Origin of the sequence: Pseudoalteromonas sp. P1-30, assembly GCF_001400005.1 — a bacterium.
GTDB lineage: Bacteria > Pseudomonadota > Gammaproteobacteria > Enterobacterales > Alteromonadaceae > Pseudoalteromonas > Pseudoalteromonas atlantica.
Map to the genome: position 1 here is coordinate 105,087 of NZ_LKBC01000002.1, position 24,764 is coordinate 129,850.

Annotated in this window: 23 protein-coding genes; 12 read left to right on the plus strand and 11 right to left on the minus strand. The window is 41.1% G+C overall.

The features are described 5' to 3' along the window. Positions 1-46: 46 nt before the first annotated feature. Positions 47-658 (plus strand): transglycosylase SLT domain-containing protein, encoded by a 612-nt coding sequence (locus AN395_RS03960; RefSeq protein WP_024031857.1) that lies wholly within the window; start codon positions 47-49, stop codon positions 656-658. 61 nt (positions 659-719) lie between these two features. Here AN395_RS03960 and AN395_RS03965 read toward each other — a convergent pair whose 3' ends face one another. Then, positions 720-1,988, minus strand: a complete 1,269-nt coding sequence (locus AN395_RS03965; protein WP_004587330.1) for an HlyC/CorC family transporter — start codon at positions 1,986-1,988, stop codon at positions 720-722. Between the two features lie 61 nt (positions 1,989-2,049). After that, positions 2,050-2,856 (minus strand): inner membrane protein YpjD, encoded by an 807-nt coding sequence (locus AN395_RS03970; RefSeq protein WP_024031858.1) that lies wholly within the window; start codon positions 2,854-2,856, stop codon positions 2,050-2,052. A gap of 253 nt (positions 2,857-3,109) precedes the next feature. On the opposite strand from AN395_RS03970, the gene ffh reads away from it, so the two are divergent. From ffh to tyrA, 6 genes are all read left to right on the plus strand, one after another. Beyond that, positions 3,110-4,489: a signal recognition particle protein gene (gene ffh, locus AN395_RS03975; protein ID WP_024031859.1), complete on the plus strand. Its 1,380-nt coding sequence runs from the start codon at positions 3,110-3,112 to the stop codon at positions 4,487-4,489. Between the two features lie 250 nt (positions 4,490-4,739). Beyond that, on the plus strand, positions 4,740-4,988 hold the full coding sequence (gene rpsP / locus AN395_RS03980) for a 30S ribosomal protein S16 (RefSeq protein ID WP_004587327.1): 249 nt from the start codon (positions 4,740-4,742) through the stop codon (positions 4,986-4,988). Positions 4,989-5,005: 17 nt separating this feature from the next. After that, positions 5,006-5,542: a ribosome maturation factor RimM gene (gene rimM / locus AN395_RS03985; RefSeq protein ID WP_004587326.1), complete on the plus strand. Its 537-nt coding sequence runs from the start codon at positions 5,006-5,008 to the stop codon at positions 5,540-5,542. Next, positions 5,542-6,309, plus strand: a complete 768-nt coding sequence (gene trmD / locus AN395_RS03990; protein ID WP_054982178.1) for a tRNA (guanosine(37)-N1)-methyltransferase TrmD — start codon at positions 5,542-5,544, stop codon at positions 6,307-6,309. Before rimM ends, trmD begins: the two co-directional genes overlap by 1 nt. A 33-nt stretch (positions 6,310-6,342) precedes the next feature. Further along, on the plus strand, positions 6,343-6,702 hold the full coding sequence (gene rplS / locus AN395_RS03995; RefSeq protein ID WP_004587324.1) for a 50S ribosomal protein L19: 360 nt from the start codon (positions 6,343-6,345) through the stop codon (positions 6,700-6,702). A gap of 251 nt (positions 6,703-6,953) precedes the next feature. Then, on the plus strand, positions 6,954-8,087 hold the full coding sequence (gene tyrA / locus AN395_RS04000) for a bifunctional chorismate mutase/prephenate dehydrogenase (protein WP_029773468.1): 1,134 nt from the start codon (positions 6,954-6,956) through the stop codon (positions 8,085-8,087). 104 nt (positions 8,088-8,191) lie between these two features. On the opposite strand, the gene AN395_RS04005 is transcribed toward tyrA, so the two are convergent. After that, positions 8,192-9,349, minus strand: coding sequence for a chorismate mutase (locus AN395_RS04005; RefSeq protein ID WP_054982179.1), 1,158 nt, complete (start codon positions 9,347-9,349; stop codon positions 8,192-8,194). A 358-nt stretch (positions 9,350-9,707) separates the two neighbouring features. Here AN395_RS04005 and AN395_RS04010 point away from each other — a divergent pair, with 358 nt between their 5' ends. Beyond that, on the plus strand, positions 9,708-12,722 hold the full coding sequence (locus tag AN395_RS04010; RefSeq protein ID WP_200910440.1) for an EAL domain-containing protein: 3,015 nt from the start codon (positions 9,708-9,710) through the stop codon (positions 12,720-12,722). Between the two features lie 12 nt (positions 12,723-12,734). On the opposite strand, the gene AN395_RS04015 is transcribed toward AN395_RS04010, so the two are convergent. After that, positions 12,735-13,064 carry a translation initiation factor gene (locus tag AN395_RS04015; RefSeq protein WP_054982180.1) on the minus strand — a complete coding sequence of 110 codons (330 nt, stop codon included), beginning with the start codon at positions 13,062-13,064 and terminating at the stop codon, positions 12,735-12,737. 129 nt (positions 13,065-13,193) lie between these two features. On the opposite strand from AN395_RS04015, the gene AN395_RS04020 reads away from it, so the two are divergent. The 4 genes from AN395_RS04020 to AN395_RS04035 all read left to right on the plus strand — a co-directional run bounded on the left by AN395_RS04020 (position 13,194) and on the right by AN395_RS04035 (position 17,135). Next, a complete protein-coding gene (locus AN395_RS04020; protein WP_004587319.1) occupies positions 13,194-13,499 on the plus strand; it encodes an STAS domain-containing protein in 306 nt (101 codons plus the stop codon). Next, the gene (locus tag AN395_RS04025) at positions 13,499-15,148 is read left to right on the plus strand and encodes a fused response regulator/phosphatase (RefSeq protein ID WP_029773472.1); all 1,650 of its coding nucleotides are present in this window, start codon (positions 13,499-13,501) and stop codon (positions 15,146-15,148) included. The genes AN395_RS04020 and AN395_RS04025 overlap by 1 nt, the downstream gene beginning before the upstream one ends. Positions 15,149-15,204: 56 nt before the next feature. Beyond that, on the plus strand, positions 15,205-15,864 hold the full coding sequence (locus AN395_RS04030) for a GAF domain-containing protein (RefSeq protein WP_054982181.1): 660 nt from the start codon (positions 15,205-15,207) through the stop codon (positions 15,862-15,864). Between the two features lie 80 nt (positions 15,865-15,944). Beyond that, positions 15,945-17,135, plus strand: coding sequence for an amino acid aminotransferase (locus tag AN395_RS04035; RefSeq protein WP_004587316.1), 1,191 nt, complete (start codon positions 15,945-15,947; stop codon positions 17,133-17,135). 266 nt (positions 17,136-17,401) lie between these two features. On the opposite strand, the gene AN395_RS04045 is transcribed toward AN395_RS04035, so the two are convergent. From AN395_RS04045 to AN395_RS04075, 7 genes are all read right to left on the minus strand, one after another. Then, positions 17,402-18,247, minus strand: coding sequence for a Tim44 domain-containing protein (locus tag AN395_RS04045; protein ID WP_054982183.1), 846 nt, complete (start codon positions 18,245-18,247; stop codon positions 17,402-17,404). Between the two features lie 160 nt (positions 18,248-18,407). Beyond that, positions 18,408-19,160 (minus strand): DUF3379 family protein, encoded by a 753-nt coding sequence (locus tag AN395_RS04050; RefSeq protein ID WP_054982184.1) that lies wholly within the window; start codon positions 19,158-19,160, stop codon positions 18,408-18,410. Then, positions 19,160-19,717, minus strand: a complete 558-nt coding sequence (locus AN395_RS04055; protein ID WP_039972214.1) for a sigma-70 family RNA polymerase sigma factor — start codon at positions 19,715-19,717, stop codon at positions 19,160-19,162. Before AN395_RS04055 ends, AN395_RS04050 begins: the two co-directional genes overlap by 1 nt. A 63-nt stretch (positions 19,718-19,780) precedes the next feature. Further along, positions 19,781-21,445, minus strand: coding sequence for a BatD family protein (locus tag AN395_RS04060; protein WP_054982185.1), 1,665 nt, complete (start codon positions 21,443-21,445; stop codon positions 19,781-19,783). Then, positions 21,439-23,349 (minus strand): VWA domain-containing protein, encoded by a 1,911-nt coding sequence (locus AN395_RS04065; RefSeq protein ID WP_054982186.1) that lies wholly within the window; start codon positions 23,347-23,349, stop codon positions 21,439-21,441. Before AN395_RS04065 ends, AN395_RS04060 begins: the two co-directional genes overlap by 7 nt. Next, the gene (locus AN395_RS04070; protein WP_024031872.1) at positions 23,349-24,335 is read right to left on the minus strand and encodes a VWA domain-containing protein; all 987 of its coding nucleotides are present in this window, start codon (positions 24,333-24,335) and stop codon (positions 23,349-23,351) included. The genes AN395_RS04065 and AN395_RS04070 overlap by 1 nt, the downstream gene beginning before the upstream one ends. Further along, positions 24,328-24,762, minus strand: coding sequence for a DUF4381 domain-containing protein (locus tag AN395_RS04075; RefSeq protein WP_029773479.1), 435 nt, complete (start codon positions 24,760-24,762; stop codon positions 24,328-24,330). The genes AN395_RS04070 and AN395_RS04075 overlap by 8 nt, the downstream gene beginning before the upstream one ends. Positions 24,763-24,764: the final 2 nt, after the last annotated feature.

Sequence of the window (24,764 nt, forward strand, 5' to 3'; positions counted from 1 at the left end):
ACTCAGACCCACGCTTTTTTAAAAAGTTCAGTGAGATCTTATAAAAATGAAAAAAAATGCAATTATTTTATCTTTTGCCCTCTCTTTAGCTGGGTGTGCCACTGCGCCGCCAAAGCAACCTAATGATCTTTGTAAAATTTTTGAAGAAAAGTCAGACTGGTACTTTGATGCAAAAGATGCACAAGAAAAATGGGGCTCACCTAAACATGTTCTTATGAGCATGATGTACCAAGAAAGTTCGTTTCGTCATGATGCCGCACCACCCATGGAGTATTTTTTATGGATAATTCCAACTGGGCGTGCCAGTGATGCTTACGGGTACTCACAAGCAAAAACTCCAACTTGGTCTGACTATATTCGTGAAACGGGTAACAGTGGGGCTGATAGAGATGATTTTGACGATGCAATCGACTTTATGGCATGGTTTGTTTATAAAACACATAAAGTAAATGGTATCTCTAAATGGGATGCTTACGCCCAATACTTAAATTATCACGAAGGGTGGGGCGGTTATAAACGCGGTACCTATAAAAAGAAAAAGTGGCTAATGAGTGTTGCTAATAAAGTAAAACACCGCGCAAGCCGTTATGGTGCGCAGCTTAAACGTTGTGAAGAGGAGCTTGATAAAGGCTGGTTTGAGCGACTGCTTTTTGGCTAACTACATACCTTAAAAGCAAAAAAAGGAGCCAAGGCTCCTTTTTTTAATGCATTATTTAAACTTACAACTTACGTTGATTTGGCTTAATTTTTACCTGTTTGATCATATTCTCTTTTACCTCTAACACCTCAACAGGGTAGCCGGCTATTTTAAGGCTTAAATTAGCATCTGGAATATCTTCTAGGTATTCCACAATTAAACCGCTGAGTGTTTTAGGGCCATCAAGAGGAAACTCCCAGCCCATCTCTTTGTTTAAGTCGCGCACGTTAGCGCCGCCATCAACAAGGTAAGAGCCATCGCTTTGTGTGGTCACTTCTTCACTTGGCGTACGTGTTTGCGTGGTAGTGAAATCGCCAACCACTTCTTCAAGAATATCCTCAAGGGTTACGAGACCTTGTATGTCGCCATATTCATCAACCACTATACCAATGCGCTCTTTTGATTGTTGGAACTTTAATAGCTGGGTATTTAGGGATGTCCCCTCAGGAATAAAGTAAATCTCACGTACAGCACGCAATAATGACGGTTTATCAAATTGCTCTTTGGTTAAAAGACGAAGAGCGTCACGCGAATGGATAAAACCTACCGCGTCATCAATATTGTCGCGATAAAGTAATACCCGGGTGTGCTGAGCATGAGTTAATTGGCGGCTAATGAGCTTCCAATCGTCGTTGATATCAATCGCCACTATTTCGTTACGAGGGATCATAATATCTTCAACGGTCACTTGCTCTAAGTCTAAAATAGAGGTCAGCATGCTTTGGTGACGAGCTGGCAGTAATGCGCCTGACTCATTCACCACTGTTTTAAGCTCTTCTTTACTCATGCTGTGCTCATCTATTTGTGCTGAGCTGATACCAAATAGACGTAAAATACCGTTGGTCATCCAGTTAACAACAACCACGAATGGGAATAGTATTTTGAGTAACCCTTTGAGAATAATAGAGCTTGGAAAGGCTACTTTTTCAGGGTACAACGCAGCAAGCGTTTTTGGGGTTACTTCTGCAAATATTAGTACCACTAGCGTTAACACACCGGTTGCAATACCAATACCTAAATCACCGTATAAACGAATACCAATGATAGTGGCTACCTGGGCGGCAGCGATATTTACAAGGTTGTTACCAATTAATATTAGGCCAATGAGTCTATCAGGACGGCTAAGTAATTTACTGACTCGTTTAGCTGCGCGATGTTCCTCTTTTGCAAGGTGGCGCAAGCGTATACGATTAATTGACATGATCCCGGTTTCTGAACCCGAGAAATAAGCAGAAAAAAGCACCAATAAACCTAAAATGATAAACAAGGTACTTGTCGATATGTCGTCCAACGATGGATCCTTTTTTTATAAACCAATGCGTATTAAGCTAGAGTGAGCTGACAGAGTCAAGTTAAAACTTATTTAACACCACTTCTTGTATAAAACGGCTGCCAAAATAAGCAAGTGTGAGGATAAATGCAGCGACCATGATGGTAATAACCACAGGTTTACCACGCCAGCCTTTTTTCATGTGCCCCAGCGCAACAGTGACAAAAATAACCCATGCGACAAGCGATAAAATGGTTTTATGGATAAATTCTTTTGCAAACATCCCATCTAAAAACACAAACCCTGTTAATAAGGCAAAGGTAAGTAACACCGTACCTAAGTTTAATAGTTGATAGAGCTGACGTTCTACCACCATTAATGGTGGCAAATGGCTATGCACAATTGCTAAATCTTTACGTTTTAAGCGTTTATCAATAAAGTAAAACTGCACGCCGTATAAAGTAGCAATAATTAACACGCAATATGCTAACAGTGATAGCGATATATGTGTAATAAGGCCTATTTCAATATTAAAGCTTTGTAATAAAATATGGTGCGGTATAAACAAACTCGCAATGGTGAGTAGGGCTGCAAAGCCATAGACGACCGGTAATAGCAATGTAGCAGGGAACTTTAACGACACCGCAGTCACCGACACCACAATAACCCAGCAGGTCAGCAGTGCAACATTAACAATACTTAAATCTTGCCCGTCGGAGCGAAACACCGAATTAACCAACAGCAGCATGTGCGCTAGTATAGCCACGGTACTTAAAATAACCGTTACCTTTTGGCTAGGACCTTGTTGATGAAACAGGCGTGTTAACACGTGAGACGTTGCTAACACATAAAATAAACTGGCAATAATAGTTAAACTAATAATCAGCATTGTGCTTGGGCCACTTATAATTAGAGTCAAATAATTCTTGTTGTTATAAGCACATTGTATTTTATAGCAAAGCAATTGCATAGACCTAAAAAAAGAAACTCAATAAGCTGTGCTTCAATACTGTATTGTGCGCCATCATTTACGGTATACTGTTTTTAATTGAAATTTAATACTATTGCTCCCATCTAATAAGTAAAATGCAAATAAGCGTGAGCTTATTGGGTCAATATAAACGTCTTATCGGAACCGTTACATGTTTGAGAACCTCCAAGAACGATTAGGTAAAACCTTAAAAAATATTAGTGGCCGCGGCCGTTTAACAGAAGACAACATTAAAGACACGCTACGTGAAGTACGTATGGCGTTTTTAGAAGCTGACGTTGCGCTGCCTGTTGTTCGCGAGTTTGTAAAGCAAGTTAAAGAACGTGCCGTAGGTGTTGAAGTAACTAAAAGCTTAAGCCCTGGCCAAGTATTTATAAAAATAGTGCGCGAAGAGCTTGAAAAAGCGATGGGTGAAGCCAACGAAGAGCTTAGCCTAAATGCACAGCCGCCAGCCGTTGTTATGATGGCTGGTTTACAAGGTGCGGGTAAAACAACCAGTGTTGGTAAGCTTGCTAAGTTTTTAAAAGAGCGTAAGAAAAAGTCAGTGCTAGTTGTTAGTGCCGATGTATACCGTCCGGCGGCTATTAAACAGCTTGAAACACTTGCCAGCGAAGTTGACGTGGATTTTTTCCCAAGTGATATTTCGCAAAAGCCAGTAGATATCGCCACCGCTGCTATTTCTCATGCTAAAAAGAAATTTATAGACGTTGTTTTAGTCGATACCGCCGGCCGTTTGCACGTAGATAACGAAATGATGGGCGAAATAAAAGACCTTCATAAAGCAATCAACCCAATCGAAACATTATTTGTGGTTGATGCAATGACGGGTCAAGATGCGGCGAATACCGCTAAAGCATTTGATGAAGCGCTACCTTTAACCGGTGTTATTTTAACTAAAACAGATGGTGATGCACGCGGTGGTGCTGCTTTATCTATTCGTCATATTACCGGCAAGCCAATTAAATTTATGGGTGTGGGTGAGCGTACAGATGCACTAGAGCCGTTCCATCCCGATCGTATTGCATCGCGTATTTTAGGCATGGGGGATGTACTTTCATTAATCGAAGAAGTCGAAATGAAAGTCGATAAGGAAAAAGCAGCTAAGGTCGCTGAAAAAGTATTTAAAGGCAACGGCTTTACCCTTGATGATTTTGCAGAGCAATTAAAGCAAATGAAAAATATGGGTGGCATGATGTCGATGCTAGATAAGCTGCCTGGTATGCAAAACTTACCCGATGCTGTAAAAGGCCAAATGGGTGACAAAACCTTCATTCAAATGGAAGCAATCATCAGCTCTATGACCAAACAAGAGCGTGCGCGTCCTGAGATTATTAAAGGCTCTCGTAAAAAACGTATAGCCGCAGGCTCTGGTACACAGGTACAAGAGATAAATAAACTGCTAAAACAGTTTACGCAAATGCAAAAAATGATGAAAAAAATGAAAGGTAAAGGCGGCATGCAAAAAATGATGCGCGGCATGAAAGGCATGTTACCACCTGGAATGATGGGTGGCGGTGGCCCTAAATTTTAATGTAGCGCTTAAATAGCCGCTATATAATGTATAACAAAAGGGCTAATTGGCCCTTTTTTGTTGAATAAATTATGCGCGTGGTGCATGATAATCTATTAATTGTGGCTCAGATCACAGTTTAACCTACTAAAGTGGCTTTTTGCTTCACTTCTTACTTGCATTGTTGCTAAAAACTCGTACAATTCCCCAGCTCCCCATACTGGGGAGTAAATCTTATTAATGAAAACAGTCAATCTATTTAGAGGACGGTATGGTAACTATTCGTTTGCAACGTGGTGGCGCTAAAAAACGCCCTTTCTATCAAATTGTGGTTGCGGATAGCCGTTTCTCGCGTGACGGTCGCTTCATCGAGAAAATTGGTTTCTTTAACCCAATTGCTTCAGGTCAAGAAGAAAAACTTCGTTTAGATTTACCTCGTGTTGATCACTGGGTAGGTCAGGGCGCAGGTCTTTCTGATCGTGTAGCTAAGTTAGTTAAAGACGCTCGTAAAGCGGCTTAATAGGCGTAAGTGTAACCATGAGTCAAGAGAACACCTCATCAATTATTGTCGTAGGAAAGCTCGGTGCCCCATATGGTATAAAGGGCTGGCTTAAGGTACATTCATTTACTGATGATCCCCAAGGGATCTTCGATTTCAGCCCGTGGTTGATAGGGCAACAAGGTAAATGGCAGACCTTAGAAGTGGTCGACTGGCGTCGCCACAACAAAGGCTTTATCGCTAAAATTGCGCAAGTAAACGACAGAGACGAAGCAATGGCTTATACCCATGCAGAAATATCTGTTGATTCAGCGCAATTACCAGAACTCCCGCAAGGCGAGTTTTATTGGCGAGATCTCATTGGCATGTCGGTTGTAACTGATAAAGGTTACAATTTAGGCACTGTTGATGACCTGATGGAGACAGGATCGAATGACGTACTGGTTGTTAAAGCAAACAGTAAAGATGCATTTGGTCAAGCTGAGCGTTTGATTCCTTTTTTAACTGATTCAGTAATTAAAGAAGTTAAATACGAAGCGAGAGAAATTACCGTAGACTGGGATCCTGGGTTTTAATGACTCAAACTAGTTCATTATGGGTAGGGGTGATAAGCCTTTTCCCAGACATGTTTGATGCTATTACACACCAAGGTGTCACTGGTCGCGCAGTGAAAAATGGCTTAATTGACTTTAACTGCTGGAATCCACGTGACTATGCTTTAGATAAGCACAGAACCGTAGATGACCGTCCTTACGGGGGCGGCCCAGGTATGTTAATGATGGTTGAACCATTAAAACAAGCCATTCTTGACGCTAAAAAAGCGGCAGGTGATGGCGCAAAAGTAATTTATATGTCCCCGCAAGGGCGCAAATTAGATCAGCAAGGGGCTAGCGAACTCGCAAACTCTAAAAAGCTGATTTTGATTGCCGGTCGCTATGAAGGTATAGACGAGAGAATAATAGAGTCATACGTTGACGAAGAATGGTCAATTGGTGATTTTATTTTGAGTGGTGGTGAATTACCTGCCATGACATTAATTGATGCAGTAGCGAGATTAGTGCCAGGCGTGTTAGGTCATAACCAGTCAGCAGAGCAAGACTCATTTTCGGATGGCTTGCTAGATTGTCCTCACTATACACGGCCAGAAACATTGGACGACAAACAGGTGCCTGCTGTACTACTCAGTGGAAACCACCAAGAGATAGCAAAATGGCGGCTTAAGCAGTCATTAGGCAGAACTTGGCTACGACGTCCTGACTTGTTGCATAACCTAGCTCTGACTGAGGAGCAAGCGGTATTACTCGCACAATTTCAGCAAGAGTACCAAAAAGCTTGTGGCTAGAAGACAGTTACACCTAGGAAAGTGAGAAACATAATGGCAAAAGTAAACCAAAATATTATTAAAGCGCTTGAAGAAGAGCAGCTTAAAACAGACGTACCAGCATTCGGCGCTGGTGATACAGTAGTTGTACAGGTACGTGTAAAAGAAGGTAACAAAGAGCGTCTACAGGCCTTTGAAGGTGTTGTAATCGCTAAGCGTAATCGTGGTCTTCACTCAGCATTCACAGTTCGTAAAATTTCGAGCGGTGAAGGTGTTGAGCGTGTATTCCAAACGCACAGCCCTCTTATTGATAGCGTAACAGTTAAGCGTCGTGGTGCGGTTCGTCGTGCTAAGCTTTACTACCTACGTGAGCGTTCTGGTAAATCTGCACGTATTAGAGAAAAACTTAACTAATACGCGCTGTTTATCAACGCAAAGAAAACGGGTTGCAGCCTCACGGTTGCAACCCGTTTTGGTTTTTAAGCATTAAATAGCATACTACCTCTTCACAAAAGCATCCCTCTGTATTAAGTAATCTTCACTCGCGTTGCTACATTAGCCTTTTAACCCATACTTGATCCTGTTAGTATTTAACGTATTGATTAGTTTACTTAAATGTAAATATATATTTACGAAATGAGTTGTTTATAGGTGGAATGAGAAACGTGGCTGAATTAAGTGATTTATCACAATTACGAGATGGCATTGATGAATGCGATGCGCAATTAGTTGCTTTACTTGCAAAGCGAAATGCAATAACCCAAAAAATTGGTGCTATTAAGCAGCAAAATGGCGCCCCCCTGCATGCCCCTGAAAGAGAAGCTGCTTTGCTAGCTGCTCGTCGTGATGAAGCGATTAAACAAGGAGTCAGCCCTGAACTTGTTGAAGACATATTAAGGCGCATGATGCGCGAAGCCTATCAAAACCAACAAGCTAAACTTGCCTGTGCAGCTCCTGATTTATCACCTATTGTAATTGTAGGTGGGCAAGGGGCAATGGGCCAGTTATTTGCTCAGCAGTTTATTCGTTCAGGTTATGAAGTTAAGATTTTAGATAAAGATCAGCAAAACGATGCTAAAGCCATTTTAGCTGGCGCAAAATTAGTGATGATCAGTGTGCCTATCAATGCACTTGAGGCCGTTGTTGCTAAGCTACCTAAACTTGATGATGACTGTTTGCTTGTTGATATTACCTCAGTTAAGCAATCACCCATTAAGGCATTAAAGGCGGCGCACTCTGGGCCCGTTGTTGGCCTGCACCCTATGTTTGGCCCTGATATTTCTCACTGGGTTAAACAAACTGTTGTTGTGTGTGAAGGCCGAGCGCATGATGCTGCGAAAGGCTTACTACAGCAGTTGCAAGTATGGGGTTGCCAACTTGTTGAGCTAGATGCTAAAAAGCATGATGAAGCAATGCAAATAATACAAGTAATGCGCCACTTAACGACCTTTGTTTATGGGCAGTTTTTAGCAAAGCAAAGCCATACGCTTGAGGAACTAAGAAGCTGCTCGTCTCCTATTTATCAGTTAGAGTTGATGATGGTAGGGCGCTTATTTGCGCAATCTCCTGAGCTATACTCAGATATAATGTTGGCCCAATTTGATAATGTTGAGAGTTTATTAGCGCAATACCAAGAGACCTTTGCACAAACTCTTGAAAAGCTAAAAGCGGGAGATAAAGGCGCACTCATCGATGCATTTGCTGATGCTAAAGCGTATTTTTCAGACTCGACCGCGCACTTTTTAACGCAAAGCCGTAGCCTGCTAAATAAAGCAAATGACGCCAAGGTATTAGATTAAAAGGGTTAAAAATGTGTAGTTACTTAAGCTATACGTTGAAAGCATTTTAAATGAGCGATTAAAAAAGGGCCTACTTAGGCCCTTGTTAGTATTTGCGTGTTAGGTTAGGTATTAACACTCACAGCTTGTAAAGACTCACTTTGATAACAGCCTAAAACGCGCACATATTGAGTATGCTCTTTTAGCTCCTCTAAGGCATGTTGTACTTGGCTATCGGCAAGGTTTGCCTCTAAGTCTACATAAAACACTTCTTCCCACGGGTTACCCGGTACAGGACGAGACTCTAGTTTAACTAAGTTTATTTGATGTTGTTTAAACACCATTAACGCATCAGCCAATGAACCTGCTTGTTGTTTAGTAGCCATAATAAGGCTGGTTTTAGTCGGTATTTGTTTAGATACCTGCAGAGGTTTGCGCGCCACAACGATAAAGCGGCTGTGGTTTTCACTTTGATTCGCAAGGTTTGATTTAATCACTTCAAGGCCAACGTTTTTACCTGCCTGCGCTGAGCCAATAGCCGCACTATTTGGCGTATTTAAAGCTGACTGTAGAGCACTTGAGGTTGAATCACAGGTTTCATGTTGTAAATCACCGAGGCCTTGTAAAAAGCGACTACATTGAGCAAATGGCTGAGGATGGGCATAAATTTTAGTTAATTGGCTTAACTCAGTATCTGGGGTAGCAAGTAAGCAGTGCTCTACACTGTGTGTAACTTCACCTACAATTGATACTTGAGCATGTTGTAATAAATCAAATACTTCGTTAATACTGCCCGAGCTGGTGTTTTCTATAGGCAGCAAACCAAAATCTGCTTGGCCATTTTCTACTTTGCCCGTAATTTCATCAAACGAGGTACAGCCAATTTCGACTAACTTACCAGGGCGGCGGCTAAAGTATTTATGACATGCCAGTTGACTGTACGAGCCTTGCCCGCCTAAGTAAGTAACGCGATGTGTTTCGCTTAATGCATCGGGGTTTAAGTTTTTTTGCAGCATGGCTTGCTGATGCAGCACAGAGTCTTCCAAAATGGTTTGAAAAACGTTATTTACATAATACGCATCTAGACCAAGCGACTTGCCATAACCAATCAGCTTTTCGAGTAAGGCTAGTTCGCGCGCTTCATCACGAATCGGTTTGTTATTCGCAATTTTATACTCAACAACACCGTGGCTAATACGGCGGCGCTTAGCTAATAACACCAATAGATCAGAGTCTATTTCGTTAATATCGTGTCTGAGCGCGTTTAAAACATCGTTGGTCATTTTGGTTTCCTCATTCCAAAAATAAGTTGCTTAGTGCAACTAAAACAAAAAAGCCTCCCAAGTGGGAGGCTTTGCTATTCGATTGATTTTATCTCACAAACAGTTCAGCCTCTTTTATATAAAGAAGCTAAAAAAAGAAAAAAAAGTGCAAGATAAGATAATTTTCATGCTGTTAATGTATGAGGTGTTACTAGCAAAGTCAACAAGCAAGCCAGTTTAAATAGACATAATGAATAATTATCAGCTCCTAGCTAACATTTAGATAAAATTTACAAATAGTTTATAAATATGAATAGGGATCTGGTATATTTCAGGTATTAGCTAAAAATAACAACAACTAAAATAGTAAGGTTGGCCTGTGGTGTATAGACGCCCTCCATCGCGTTTTGGACTAAATTCTTTAAGTGTAAAGCTGTCGTTGCTTATATCTGCAATTTGTTTAATTGCCGGTGTGTGCGCTGCCGCGCTGATGCTTAAATCTGAAGAGAAACAATTAGTTTTCGAAGAGCATGAAGTACTTAAAAGCTCCACCGAATTACTTATCAGGCAATTTGACGCACTAATCAAAACAAAATCAGCCGTTGCCAAACAGGCTAATAATGTTGTGTCAGAGCAGCTATTTAGTGATAGTTCAGCAATCAATTTATCTAACAAAACCCAGTTACAATTTAATAGCGACGGCACTATACGCAGTGCATCGAGCGACGGCCTTTCAGCCGCATTTCTTCCTCAGCAGCATTATTCTCCTTTTTATAAGCGTTTATTTAATAACTCAGAGTCGTTATGGAAAGTCATTTCACCAACCTTAATTCACGACTTTTTTAATTTTTATATGATCACCAAAGACGATTTCATCCGTGTCTCGCCTCCCAATTGGGCGTTAAACGCACCGGCTGAACTCAGAGGCTCTAATGGTGCAACATTTAAGTATGTACAAAGTGATTTAAACCCCAGCAGAGAACCTGTGTGGTCTAAGGTTTATTACGATAAAGTATGGCATAAATGGGTTATTAGTTTGCTTGTCCCTTTGTATGTTGATAATGAATTTTTAGGGGTGACCGGCAGCGATATAGATTTAAACACGCTGATTTCATTTTTACCTGTGGGCGATAAAGAAAAACATTTACTGGTTTTTGATAAAAAAGGCCAACTGCTTGCTCACCCGAGTCTTAACCCAGCGCTACAAGCAAGTTATGGCAGCAAAGATAAAACAATAACAACAAACGAATTCGTTAATCCGCAATTGCAAGCCATTATAAATGAAGCAATTACCATGAAATTACCAGAGTATGCTAATTCGTTTGTACAAAATGATGAAGCACACATTATTAATATTCGTAAAATTGATAAATTAGACTGGTATATTGGGGTTTATAAAAAACGCTCATCAACGCTCTCTGCTCTGCAAGATTTAAAACTGAAGTTCTTTGGCTTGTTTGTGCTTTATGCGGTCTTGGTTGCCTTATTGTTACACCAAGCGCTGTATCAGCTAGTGCTTCGCAGAATTCACACATTAGTACATGCAGTTACTGGCTTTGGTAAAGGGCAATTACTAACCGAATTCCCGCCAGAGAACAAAGACGAAATAGGCACGCTAAACGGCTCATTTAGAGATATGACCGTAGAAATTCGTAAGCTTATAGATGGGTTAAACCAGCGAATTACAGAAAAAGAAATTGCCGAGAAAGCCGCTAATAGGCTCTCTAAAGCCGTTGCCTTCTCAGGAACCGGTGTGGTGATCACCGATGAAAACTTTGTTATAGAATACGTTAATCCCAAAATGCTGGAGATGACAGGCTACCCAGAGAGCCACTTTAACCGCGCGCCGCTGTTGAATATTATCGCATCTGAGATGGCCATTTTGGTTGAAGATATCAATATCGACCTTCGCAGTAGAAACTACTGGCGTGGTGATACCTTGATTCAGGGCAATGATAAACAGCCTATTTGGGTATCGTTAAGTGTTTCTCCTATTCGTGAAGATGGCGGTGAGATCACCAGTTATGTAGCCTCCGCACAAGATATTTCGTTTGTTAAAGAAAGCCAGCGCAAAATGGAGCAGCTTGCGTACTTTGACACGTTAACGGGCTTAGCAAACCGAACATTTTTTAGAATGCAGCTGCGTAAATCAATGGCTTTGGCTGAGCGCGGCCATTATGCGTTTGCACTTTTTTACTTTGATTTAGATGAATTTAAACGCATTAACGATACGTTAGGCCACGATGCAGGCGATCAGTTACTAATTGAAGTTGCTAACCGCCTTAAAGCACGCTTACGCGCCGAAGATACAATTGCCCGCCTAGGGGGCGACGAATTTGCTGTATTACTCAGTGGTATTGAAAGCCAAGAGCATGCCAGTGATGTCGCAAATACTATTCAAAAAACACTTAATGTGCCTATAAAGCTTGGCAATAACGAAGTAATAGTCAGCGCTAGTATTGGTATTACAATGGCCCCTTACGATAGCCTAGAAGAAGATCAGCTTTTAAAACATGCTGATTTAGCAATGTATGAGGCAAAAGCCAAAGGGCGTAATACTTACCACTTTTATAGCCAAGAGCTGAACGCGGCTGCCAATGAAAGGCTGTTCATTGAAAACGAATTACGCCATGCGATTAAAGAAAAACAGTTTGAGGTTTATTATCAGCCGCAAATAAACTCATTAACTCAGCACGTTGTAGGCTATGAAGCGCTACTACGCTGGTTCCACCCAGTAGAAGGGCTTATATCGCCGACCAAGTTTATTCCTATTGCTGAGGCAACAGGGCTTATTGTTGAACTCGGTGAGTGGGTATTGCAGCAATCGTGCGAGTTTGCCGTGCGTTTAGCGCAAGATGGACGAGATAACAACGTATCTATTAATTTATCGGCACGTCAGTTTAAAGACGCTAATTTAGTGCCCATGCTAAGCAGTATTATTAAACAAACAGGGGTAAGTGCTAAGCGGTTACACTTGGAGCTTACCGAAAGTATGCTAATGGGCAATGTTGAAGCTGCTATTACGCAGTTACACGAACTAAAAGCACTGGGCATTTCAATATCGATTGATGATTTTGGTACTGGCTATTCGTCGCTAAGTTACTTAAAACGATTCCCGGTCGACATATTAAAAATTGACCGCTCGTTTGTAAAAGATATCCCTGCTGATTCTAATGACATGGAAATTACCGCCGCTATTATAGCCATGGCGCAAAAGCTTAAATTAGACGTAGTTGCAGAAGGGGTTGAAACGATTGAACAAGTAGAGTTTTTGCAAAATAATAATTGTTATATTGTGCAAGGGTTTTATTACAGCAAACCGATTGCTGAGAGCGAACTGCCAGCGTTATACAAAAAATTAAACGATGCGCCTAACATTGCTAGTAGCAAATAAAAAGTTGCGGGTTTAGCCACCCGCAATTTTTACTTTAAATTTAAGGGTTTCTAAAATCCCTTTTAATTTTTCGCGATCATCGCCTTGAACTTCAATAATGCCTTCTTTTACCGCGCCACCTTGGCCCATTTTACTTTTTATGGTTTTAGCTAGCTTTTTTAGATCGTGCGCTTTTGGATCTATACCCACAACCAACATCACACCTTTACCTTTTCGGCCCTTTGTTTGGCGCTCTATGCGGATAAAGCCATCTTTAAATAGTTTTACAGTGGGTTCTTGCTCAACCTTTGGCTGGCTAATTCGGCCCATATCGGTTGAATATACTAAGCGGTTATCACTCATAATTTACCTAAATAAACGTTTTTATTGATGTATTAAATAATAACAAATTTGCTGGCGAGTGTTTTTATTTTTGCTAAATACTTTTAACAGGTTATATTTAGGTCAAAGGAAATATTATTGGAGTTTATAATGAGTTTAACAAAGAGTTTATCGGTTGATGAAAGTACTTTAACGATACAAATTAAAGGCAAATTTGACTTTAATTTAGTGCAATCATTTCGCCAAGCCTATGCCCAAATTGAGCCTAAAACAAATAAAGTGATTATCGATTTAAGAGAGACTGACTACATGGATAGCTCTGCTCTTGGTATGTTGCTTAACATGAAAAAAACCATTGAAAGCCAGGTACAAACAATAGAGATCAGTAATTGTCAGCCTCAGCTTAAAAAAATACTGCAAATATCACGTTTTGATAAGAAGTTTGATATTAACTAATGACCCACGTACTTATTGTTGACGATCAGGCGCTTAATCGCATCCTGCTCGAAAAAATGCTGCTCGAAGAAAACTATAAAATATCAATTGCGTTTAACGGTCTAGAAGCACTTGAGGTGTTAGAAAAAGAAGCGATTGATATTGTTCTACTCGATGTACTTATGCCGGTAATGGATGGCTTTGAAGCTGCAAAGCTGATTAAGCAGCGATACAACGACGTTTATCTACCCATTATTTTTATTACTTCGCTTGAAGATCAAAGCAGCTTTGAGCGTTGTCTAGAAGTAGGCGGGGATGACTTTATTCAAAAGCCGTTTGAAAAAGTAATTTTAAACGCAAAAATTAAAGCGCACAGTCGTACGCGCGAATTAAGTAAAAAAGCCCATCAACAAAACACCTTACTTGAGTATCATCGCAATCAAATAGAGCGCGAGCACGAAATAATTGAGCACATTTTTAATAACTCGCTCGAAAACCAAGATAAGTTTAAAGACCATTTAGACTTTAGCCTTTCTCCTGCTTCTATGTTTAACGGTGACATGTTTTTAGTCGCGCAAAGCCCAATAGGCAATTTATATTGCATGTTGGGTGATTTTACCGGGCATGGGTTAGCGGCCGCGATTGGAGCATTACCTGCATCACGGGTATTTTACACTATGGTGCAAAAAGGCATGGCTGTTAACGATATAGCCTCTGAGATCAATATATTACTGCATAATTTACTGCCAGAGCACATGTTTTGCGCGGCGACTATTATTGAGCTCAGTGCCTCGGGCAAAAGTATTTCAGCCTGGCTTGGCGGCTTACCAGATGCGTACTTAATAAATACCGATGGTGAAGTAAAGCAAACGCTTGAGTCGCAACACATGGCGCTGGGGATTTTAGACCGCGATGAATTTGAATATGAGCTAATTAATTTAGAAGTTGATAAAAACACCCGCTTAGTGCTTTCAACCGATGGCATAATAGAAACTAACAACGACGCCGATATTTTTTATGGTGAGCAGCGCTTTTTAGCAGCACTTAAAAGCAAGCCGATGATCAGCAGTCAGCGTGTTATAGATAATGTAAATACTTTTGCCAATGGCAGTGAGCAATTAGACGACTTAAGCTTAGTGCTGCTTAATTGTTTGCCGCTAACCCCAGAGCCTGAGGCCAAAGAGGCGTATTCTAATTTGGCATTTAACTTTTCACTTAGCTTAAACGCACAGCAAATTAAATGCACAGACCCTGTGTATGATGTTGTTAATGTATTAAGCAGTGTTGAGGGGCTTAGGTCGCATCGCTCAAATATATTTTTATTGCTTTCTGAGGCGTATAACAATGCACTTGATCACGGCGTGTTAGGCCTTGATTCAGACATAAAAAAACAAGACGATGGCTTTTTTAAATACTATGAATTAAGAGAGCAAGCACTGAGTAAAATGAAAGAGGCGATGATTATTATTGATATGCGTTATTGCCCAGATACTTTATGTTTGTACTTTATTATTTGTGACTCGGGCAGGGGATTCTCAAGTGACTCTTCTACACGCACCGAACTCAACGCAGAGTTTGGCCGTGGCTTATCGTTACTCGAAGAAGTGGCAGAAAAAGTCACGTATAACGCAAGTGGTAACCAAGTCGAAATGTGTTACAAGTTGCTATAGCTCAGAAAAAATTTCCATGTTATTATCTAAAAAATTTTAGATGTATGGATGGCCAAATGATTTCTTCTTACCTTGATATAGCGCAATTAAAGATAGACCCACAATTAATTGCCAAAGAGCTAGAGCAGCTAGAACAGTATATTGCTGCAAGCGCGCTGCCGTCTGTACGTTGGGAATATCAAATTCCTGAACTCGGTGAAGGCGGTGCGTGTAGTTTGTTTGGTTATTTACAAGATGAGCCATTTAAACTTACTGATCACGTGAGCGCGACTTCTCAAAACGAGCAAAAACTAGCAAACCTACAAAATATAGTTAATTACATAGAGCAGGAAACACAGGTCGATTGGTATGGTATTTATCAAGCGGTTGACACTGCTCAGGGTCCGCAATTATTAAAGCTGGCGTATCAAGGTGCGCCAAGCCGTCCACTGTTTCCTCTTACTGAAGCATTTGCAGCAGGCAGCAATAATGTACAAGTTGCATTGTCTAAGCGCGGGCGTGTAATTAACAACGTAGAAAACTATTTAGCACAAGGTGGCGAGTACTATACGTGCGACCCTAAAGTGAAAGCTGAAACCTGTTTACCCTTATTTAATGAGCAACATGAATGCGTCGGTATTATAGATGCAGAGGCATTTAGTAACGACTTTTTTGATAGCCGTACACTGGCTGTATTAGTTGCGTGCTGCATTAAAATTCCTCACTTTCTAGTGTAAATATCACTAGCCAAGAAGGTAAGCTTTTATGTTAAGCTTACTACAACAGCCAACCCCTAATTAATGATAAGAGATAGCTAATGTTCTCAGAATTAAAACCATTACCAACAGATCCTATTCTTGGCCTTATGGCAGCCTATAAACAAGATACAAACCCTAACAAGATTGATTTAGGTGTAGGTGTCTATAAAGATGAGCAAGGCAACACACCGGTATTAAAAGCGGTAAAAAAAGCTGAAGCATTTCGTTTAGAAAACGAAACAAGCAAATCTTACATTGGTTTAGCGGGTAACTTAGACTACTGTCAAAAAATGGAAAACCTATTACTAGGTGAGCACCAAGCACTTTTAGCAAACCGCGTACGTACTGCACAAGCACCAGGTGGTACAGGTGCACTTCGCGTTGCCGCTGAATTTGTTAAGCGTTGCAATAAAGACGCAACAGTGTGGGTAACTACGCCAACATGGGCAAACCACATTAGCTTGTTTGAAGCTGCGGGCTTAAACGTTAAAGAATACCCGTACTACGATTACGAAAACAAAGATTTATTGTTCGACGACATGATAAACACCCTTAAGCAAGTACCAAAAGGGGATATTGTGCTACTTCATGCTTGTTGTCATAACCCAAGTGGTATGGACTTAAACGAGACACAGTGGAACACAGTTGCTCAGCTTGCAAAAGAAGTTGGCTTTACACCACTTATTGATATTGCTTACCAAGGCTTTGGCTCGTCACTTGAAGAAGATGCACGTGGACTGCGCATTTTAGCTGATGCAGTAGAAGAGCTAATTATTTGTTCATCATGTTCTAAAAACTTTGGCTTATACCGTGAGCGTATTGGTGCGTGTTCAATTATTGCAAAAGACACTGCAACCGCTGATATTTCAAATTCAGTGCTATTAAGCGTTGTTCGTAGTATTTATTCAATGCCTCCAGCGCACGGTGCTGACATTGTAAACACTATTTTAAGCAGCACAGAGCTTACACAAATGTGGCACAGTGAGCTTGATGAAATGCGTAATCGTATTAATGGTTTACGTAGCTTAATTAAAGAAAGCTTAGCAGCAAAAGAGATAGAGCAAGACTTTTCGTTTATTGAACGTCAACACGGTATGTTTTCTTTCTTAGGCATTAATAAAGAGCAAATTGCGCGCCTACAAAAAGAATACGGTATTTACATTGTTGGTTCTAGCCGCGTAAATGTTGCAGGTATTAGTGATACTAATATTGAGTATTTCGCAAACGCCGTTGCTGACGTTTGTAAATAATACTACTACATAACAGTAATAAAAAACCGCCCAGCCTAAACTTTAGGCTGGGCGGTTTTTTTTAGCTGTTATTTATACCAATTAGCTAATACCAATCCGCAATGATACTTAATTATTTTGCGGGGCTAAACGTGTCGCTACCTGCGTTAAAAAGCTCTCATTTAGAACACCTAAATAGCGATTTTTTTGCCGAGCTATCAACACGTTTATCCTCCCTCAAAGTAGATCACTTAATTAAGCGAATTGGTATAACTATAATTACAGCACTATTCGCTTTCGATTAAGTCTTCTACGCCTACAATCAGCCACGGTGCATCGGAGGTGGTAGCACGCTGAAGGTGCCAAATCTCTAAAATAGGCTCTTCTTTTTTGTCGTCTAAGTCGCGGTATTTGCCTTTAAATTGCACACTTACTTGCCACGAATTTGCTGTTGTTTCAGCGCGTACAAGCTCGGCATCAATAAACATCACCTCAGTCGCTACCCGTTCAATCGCTTCGCGCTCAGTTTTAAACTCTTGAGCTAACGATGGGCTTAAATACTCAGCCATCGTGGCGTAATCAGCATTATTCCAAGCAGTTTGCATAGTGTGATAGTGGCTACGTGCGCCTTGTAAAAAGCCATTTACGTCAAAATTAGGGGGTAAATTGAAAGGCACTTGCTCAGTGTGTGCGCTTTGCTGGGTAAAACCACTGTTAGTAGGTTGCTCTGCGGCAGTTTGCTTAAAAGCAGAGTGCCCCGTAGCGTGTGTACCGGCTAATTGCGGGGAGTGACGAGCGCGCATAAACCCCGTAATAAGTTTAAACAAAATAAAGGCAACGCCTGCTAATAAAATAATTTCTAATAGCTGCATGCCCTCGAAGTTATCTCCTAGCATAGCGGCAATTAAACCGCCGGCTAACAATCCGCCTAATACGCCGGCCATAATGCCTTTTTTACTGCTTTTTGTCTTGGTTGCAGGTGCTGTGGTATCGGCTTTTTGCTTTTGTGTGGTTTGTTGTGTTGCTGGGGTTGTACCGCGTTTACTACTACCAAACTTTTTGCGTGCGTGTGCATCAAAACTTGCTGTACACAGTAGTGCAAGTAATGAAAATATAACGATGATGTTCTTCATGTAATTCCCTAAGTTAAACTGAGCGGTGAGTATAATTAACTTTTCAGTAAAAATTAATAATTACATTTAAAATCAATTGTTTTGGATGAAAAATGAGCGCTGAATAGGCACAAAAAAACCGCTCAGTGTTACTCAGCGGTTTTTAGTCGTTAAGCGCTAGTTACAGCCAGCGAATGGCATTGGTAACCCGCTCGTTGTACACATTAATTGGCGCGCCGGAATTAGCCACTAAAATAGTATCGGCTTTGTCGCCTCGATTAATATGACCTGCAAAGCGCGCATCATGAAAATCATCTTCGCCAAACCCAAACGACTTATTCTCAGAAGGAACAATAAAGACCGTCATGGGGCCAAAGTCCGACTCAAAAATTAAGTGCAGACCTTTTTCGCCTTTAAAGTCGCAAAACATCGCATAAGTAATTTTACCTGGCAGCTCTTCTATATGAGCGCCTAGCAGTGCAAGCTTATCGTTAACGCTTTGTAGGCTAATAGCATTGGTTTTTTCAAGGGCGGTAATTTCATGGTAAACATGGGTTAAAGCATGTTCGCCTGCTTCATGGGCAATGTGTTGCTCTGTGCTAAAAAAGAATGCGCCAATAGCTACAAAAAAAGACGCGGCTAGGGCTAAGTGAACACGGTCAAACTTAAAACGTGAGCGTGCATCTACAACGTTATCCCCAGTTGCTTGCTCTTCTTGCATTGCTTTTTCTTTTAACGAGGTGTTTAAAAGAATACGCTCAGCAAGGTTGTCAGGCACAGGCACATCTAACGCATCTTGAATTTGTTTATCAAAGTCTTTCATATCGCTTATAAAGTTTTGTCGCTCAGAGCTCTCTTTAGCAAACTCTAAAAGCTCCTTATCTAAATCGTTTGGCTGCGCAATAGTGCGTCGACGAAACTCAAGTTCATCCATTATTTTGATGCCCCTTTAAGTTGTTCATCATCACGGCTTAAAGCCTCTTTAAGTTGGTTTCTGGCACGGTACAAACGAGTCATAACCGTGTTTTTATTTAAATCGAGAATCTCTGCTATTTCTTCACCAGAGCACCCCATAACAACTTGCAGAAGTAAGGGTTCTCTGTATTCATCAGATAGCAGCGCAATTTGGCGCTGGATAACCGTTTGCTCCATTTCATCATCTAACGAATGGCTGGTTTCATCGACAAGTGTATCGTTTTCTACATCGCTGTAGTCAAACTGCTTGCGCTCAAAGCGACGTGCATTTTCTCTACGCAAAATAGTCAGCAGCCAAGGCTTGGCGGCTTTTTGATCCAATAATGAGTCAAGCGAGCGCCAAGCACGTAAAAACGTTTCTTGTACTAGGTCATCTGCAATATGTGGGTCACGGCATAACCAATAAGCAAAGCGATAAAGCTCCTTATTATATACATGGACCAAGGCTTCATAGCGCTTTTGTTTCTCTGCCATATCAACTAAGACCTGATTATTTGATTTTTTCTTTCCAAGCATAAGTACTTTTTTAATTAAAATTTATTATTTAATGCATGAAAAGACCTAAATTTATCAAACTAGTTAATAAAGGTCTTTTAATACAGCTTGTTGCGACTTTGTACGTTGAACTTGGTGCTGCTCAATTATGTTAATAATAGCATTAAGATCGACATCTGCACTGCTATTTGCATAAAGAGCTGACTGTAAACGGTTAACCTGCGTCGCCAGTTCATCATTATTGATGTTGTGTATTAACGTATCTATCGCAGCCACCTTTTTGCCCGTAAGCTTAATCGCTACCTCATTTAGTTCGCTATAAAATGCATTGAGATTGTTTGATTTAGCTGCATTTTTAAGCGCGTTTAATGAAAGCGTTTGGGCTTTATTTACAGATACACTGTTATTTTTTTGCTCATTATTAGTAGAACGGCTTAACCAATAAAAAATTGCAGTGATTATCCAAAAAATATACCCAAGCACGGCAACAATAATTAACCAAAGCGGAATAACATTTTGCGGCGCGGCTATTGTTGTATTGGGCTGCTGTGTATTACTTACTTTATTAGCAGGCAAAGTTGGCTCACCTGTATTAAGGTTGTCGTTTGCAATAGCACCTGGGTTTATAGCATTGGCGCTAGGAGTTACCGTTATAGTGCGCTCAGGCAATGTAGCGTAGCTAATGCGGTTCATTTTGGTGTTATACCAAGGCAGTGTTATTTCTGGGAGGGTGTAGGTGCCCGCTTTTTGTGGTAATAACGCAAATGACGCTGTTTGCTGAGATACAACCCGTCCGTTTCTTACGGCATTGTTTGTTTCTACATCATCGGGGTAACTGCGAATTCCCGCAATGGTTTTCATATCAATTTCGGGCAGTTGCTCTTTAGTAACCCCTAATGCGGTTAAGGTAATAGTGCGTGTAATAGGCGTGCCAACTTCCACTGTATTTTCATCAGGCTGCCACTGCTCATCAATATTAACTAACTCACTGGGTAGCCATGCGCCTTTATAGTTTGCCGGAATAGGTTTTATCTCAAGTTGCTGATCATCCCCTAAAGCCGACACCTCTAATTGGCGGTAATTTTGCTGTACACGGCCTTGAAACGTAGGACCAACAATGGTGTATACACCACTTTTTTGCGGTTGTAGTAAGTATTCTCGGGTGATCACTAAATAACGTTTACCATCTACAAGCTCATAGCTTTCGGTTTGTTTACCTAATTGCGTAAGCTGTGCATCTTGCATACTGGGCGTACTTAGGCTGCCATCAAGCAGCTCTTTTGCTAGGTAGAGTTTAATCGTATATACGCCAGCTTCTTGAACAAACAACGAGTCACTTGAGAGTGATGTTTTTAAAAAAATATCGTTATTTTTATCAGCATCGGCAGCGCGCTTTGCCACTTTTAGTTTTATTGGCTGCGAGCTTAAACCGGCCACGTTAAAAGCCGGAATGGTGTATTCACCTTCATTACGGGTCATTAACTTAACAGACCAGGTTGTTTGCTTATTAATGCTGCCATTTATAATGTTGGTGCGCGTACTTAAACTTGTTGGCCCAACTACAAAGTCTTTAAGTAACACCGAGGTGTCGGGTTGCTCGCTTTTTATTGTGTCGTCAACTGAAATGTTAAGCATAAAAAATTCGCCAGCAAGGACTGGGTTTTTATCTACGCTTGCCTCTAATTTGGTGGCGGCCCATGATGGCATCGCACTTAATAGCAATAAACAGCAAAATAATCGCATTACCATGATTTTTCTACTCCTGTAGGGCGACGTTGATATTGTCTTTTTTGGGCTTCTAATTGCATTTTATTCCGTAATAAAATTGCCGGATCGTCCGGTACTTTTCTTAATAACTGGTTAAGCTGCTGGGCTTTTTCTTTCTCTTCGTTGGTGAGCTCACGCGTTTGTGCTTGCGCGGCTTGTTGTTGAGCATTTTGCTTTTGCTCATCTGTTAACGTTTGCTGCTGCGCTGTTTGCGGCTGAGTATTTTCAGCTTGTTCTTCGTTTGTTTGCTCAGGCTGTTTTTGCTCTTGATTAGCTTGTGGCTGAGTTTGTAGTTCTGGCTCATTTTGTTTATCTGATTGTGAACCCGACTCAGCACTTTGTTGGTCTTGCTCAGTGTCAGACTCATCACTTGGCTCACCTTGCTGATCTTGTGATTGCTCGCCTTGACTTTGCTCTGATTGAGAATCGCTATTTTCACCTTGTTGGCTTTGATCTGATTGCTGATTGTTTTGTTGCTCACTTTGATCAGATTGTTGCTGATTATCTTGCGAATCACCCTCTTGCTGTTGCTGCTGTTGCTGCTGTTGCTCGAGCAACTGCTCAACCAAAGCTTGGTTATCAGCGGCTTCGCTAAAGTTAGGTTGTAGCGTTTGTGCTTGTTTGTAAGCATCTATGGCTTGTTCTAGCTGTCCTGATTTGGCAAGCGCGTTGGCATAGTTATAAAAACCAGTGGCTGATTTATCTTTACTAAAGGCTTCTAGTGCGGCATCAAAATTACCTTGTTGGTACAACGCAGACCCTTTTAAGCTGCTTGAGTCGGCATTGGCGGCCCGTTCAAAATCTTTATTTTTATAAGCATCTAGCGCTTGCTGATCAGTGTTTTTTAAAAAAGAGGGGAGCTCTAATGCACTTGCCTGTTGGGTTGGCAAAACGCTGAGTACTAAAAAGGCGCCTACAAATGCTGCACTTCTAAATAAATAAAGGCCTAAGGGAAGTAAAATAAGTAACCCATATATACCTGCGTCTATGCGCCACAGGGCATGGCTTTGTTTTTCATCTTTTAATAACTCACTGTTGGCACTTGGTGCAAAAGTGGCTATGTCACTGCTGCTTGGTTGGTAAAGGGCAAACTTTCCACCACTGCGGGTCGCAAGGCTTTTTAAGCGGCTTATGTTAATGGTGGGGATGACTATTTGACCGTAGCTGTCTTTTAAAAAACCGCCTTCAGGTAATTTAATTGGTGCGCCTTGCTCTGTGCCTACGCCATAAATATTTAGCCGATAAGAAGAATTACTGGTAAAGCTAGTAATATCGCTTTGCTCTCCTTGGTCTATGCCATCGGTGACTAATATTATATCGCCATCAATATAGCCTGCTTGCGTTAAAAGCTCGTTTGCCATATCAAGGCCAGCTAAAACATTAGAGCCTTTGTCGGGCATAATGTCTGGGCTTAAACTCGGAATTAAATTAGTAAGCGTAGTGGCATCGTTTGTAAGTGGCGAGATAGTAAATGCACTACCGGCATAGGCAACTAAAGCGGTCTCGCCTTCTTTAAATAGCTCAATCATATCGAGTGCTTTAAAGCGTGATTGCATTAAACGATTTGGTGCTATATCGGTACTGTACATTGAGTACGACATATCCATTACAATCACACGGGCACTTTTACTTTGAAATACAGGAACCTGTTTTTCTTCAAAGCTAGGGCCTGCACTAAAAATAATAGCTAAACAGCAAAATACAGCGACCAGCCAAAGTGGTTGGCTGGCTTTAGTGTTTGACTCGTTCATAATAAACGGCGCCAAATGAGGGGCAATTAGGTTATCTGCGCTTTGTTTTTTATGCTTAATAAAGGCTATAAAAAACAACGCAAGTGCAGGTATTAAAAGCCACAAAACAGCGGGACGAATAAATGTAAAGTCCATTAGTTAGGCTCCTTTAATGCACGTAAGGTGCTTAACATTACTTTTAAACTAATGAGTAAAATAGCAATAAGTAGTGGGTAGTAAAACAATGAGCTTTGCGGGCGAAATGTTTGCTCATCTGCGCTAATTGGCTCTAACTTATCCAGCTCTGCGTAAATTTGCTGAAGGCCAGCAACATCTTTGGCTCTAAAATATAACCCACCGGTTTGTTCGGCAATGTCTTTTAACAAGCTTTCATCTAAGCTGCCCCCACTCATACCACCCATATTAAATAGGCTAAATCCACGGGGGTTATCTGAGCCAACACCTATGGTATATACTTTTATGCCTTCCTCGCGGGCAAGGAGTAGGGCATCTTCAGGTTTTAAATTACCTGCTGTGTTTTGGCCATCGGTTAATAGCACCACAATACGGTTACTTTTATCTTTGTTGGCAAAACGCTTTACCGATAAACCTAGCGCATCGCCAATAGCAGTGGCACGCCCAACTAAGCCTATTTGAGACTCGCTGAGCATTTTACTTACGGTTTTAACATCGCGAGTCAGTGGCGTTTGTAAAAATGCGGTGTCACCAAATAATATCAGGCCTAACCTGTCGCCTTGGCGCTGCTCTATAAAGTCACTCAATACCGCCTTTACCATAGTGAGGCGGTCAACATATTGGCCGTTGTAAGCCATGTCTTGTTCGGTCATTGAGCCAGATAAATCGACCGCAAGCATTATATCGCGCCCTTCGTTTGGTAATGAAATAGGGTCGTCTAACCATGTCGGGTTGGCTGCAGCAGTGACCAGTAATAGCCAAAGTAGCCATTCAAAAATAGTTAGTTTACGTGCGCTTTTTTCAAGGCTTTGGCTGGCTAAATTATGTTTGGCAAAGCTTGGAATACGTAACCGGGTATGGGCGTTACTGGCAGCAGGTTTTAATAATAAAAGTAATAAGGGCAGAGGTAGTAATAAAAACAACCATGGCCAGCTAAATTCAAACATGTACTGGCTCCTTTAGTTTAAATTGCTTTATGCCTTGGCGTAATTTTTCGTTAAGCGCGTCATTGGTTTGCTGCGCATTATACAGGCTTAAAAGCTCATGCTCGGTAAAGCTTAAACCGGTTAAGGTATTAAGTGTGTTACACCAGTTAGCTGTTGATTGCGTTGCTAGGCGTTTATCGTAATACTCTATTACTAGGCGCTTTAAAATAATATGAAGTGTTTGCGCGCTTTGCTCGTTGTGGCTTAAATCGATTGCGTAGCGCTTAGGCTTTTTAAATTTATAATTTTTGTAAAACCAAAAAGCAGCTGCACACAGTGCTATAAACAACAGGGTAATAATAACCCACCAAGCAGGGGCGAGTGGCCACCAACTAACTTGGCTTGGCGCTATTATATCGTGCAGGCCATCGAGTGGATTGGTTTGCATGG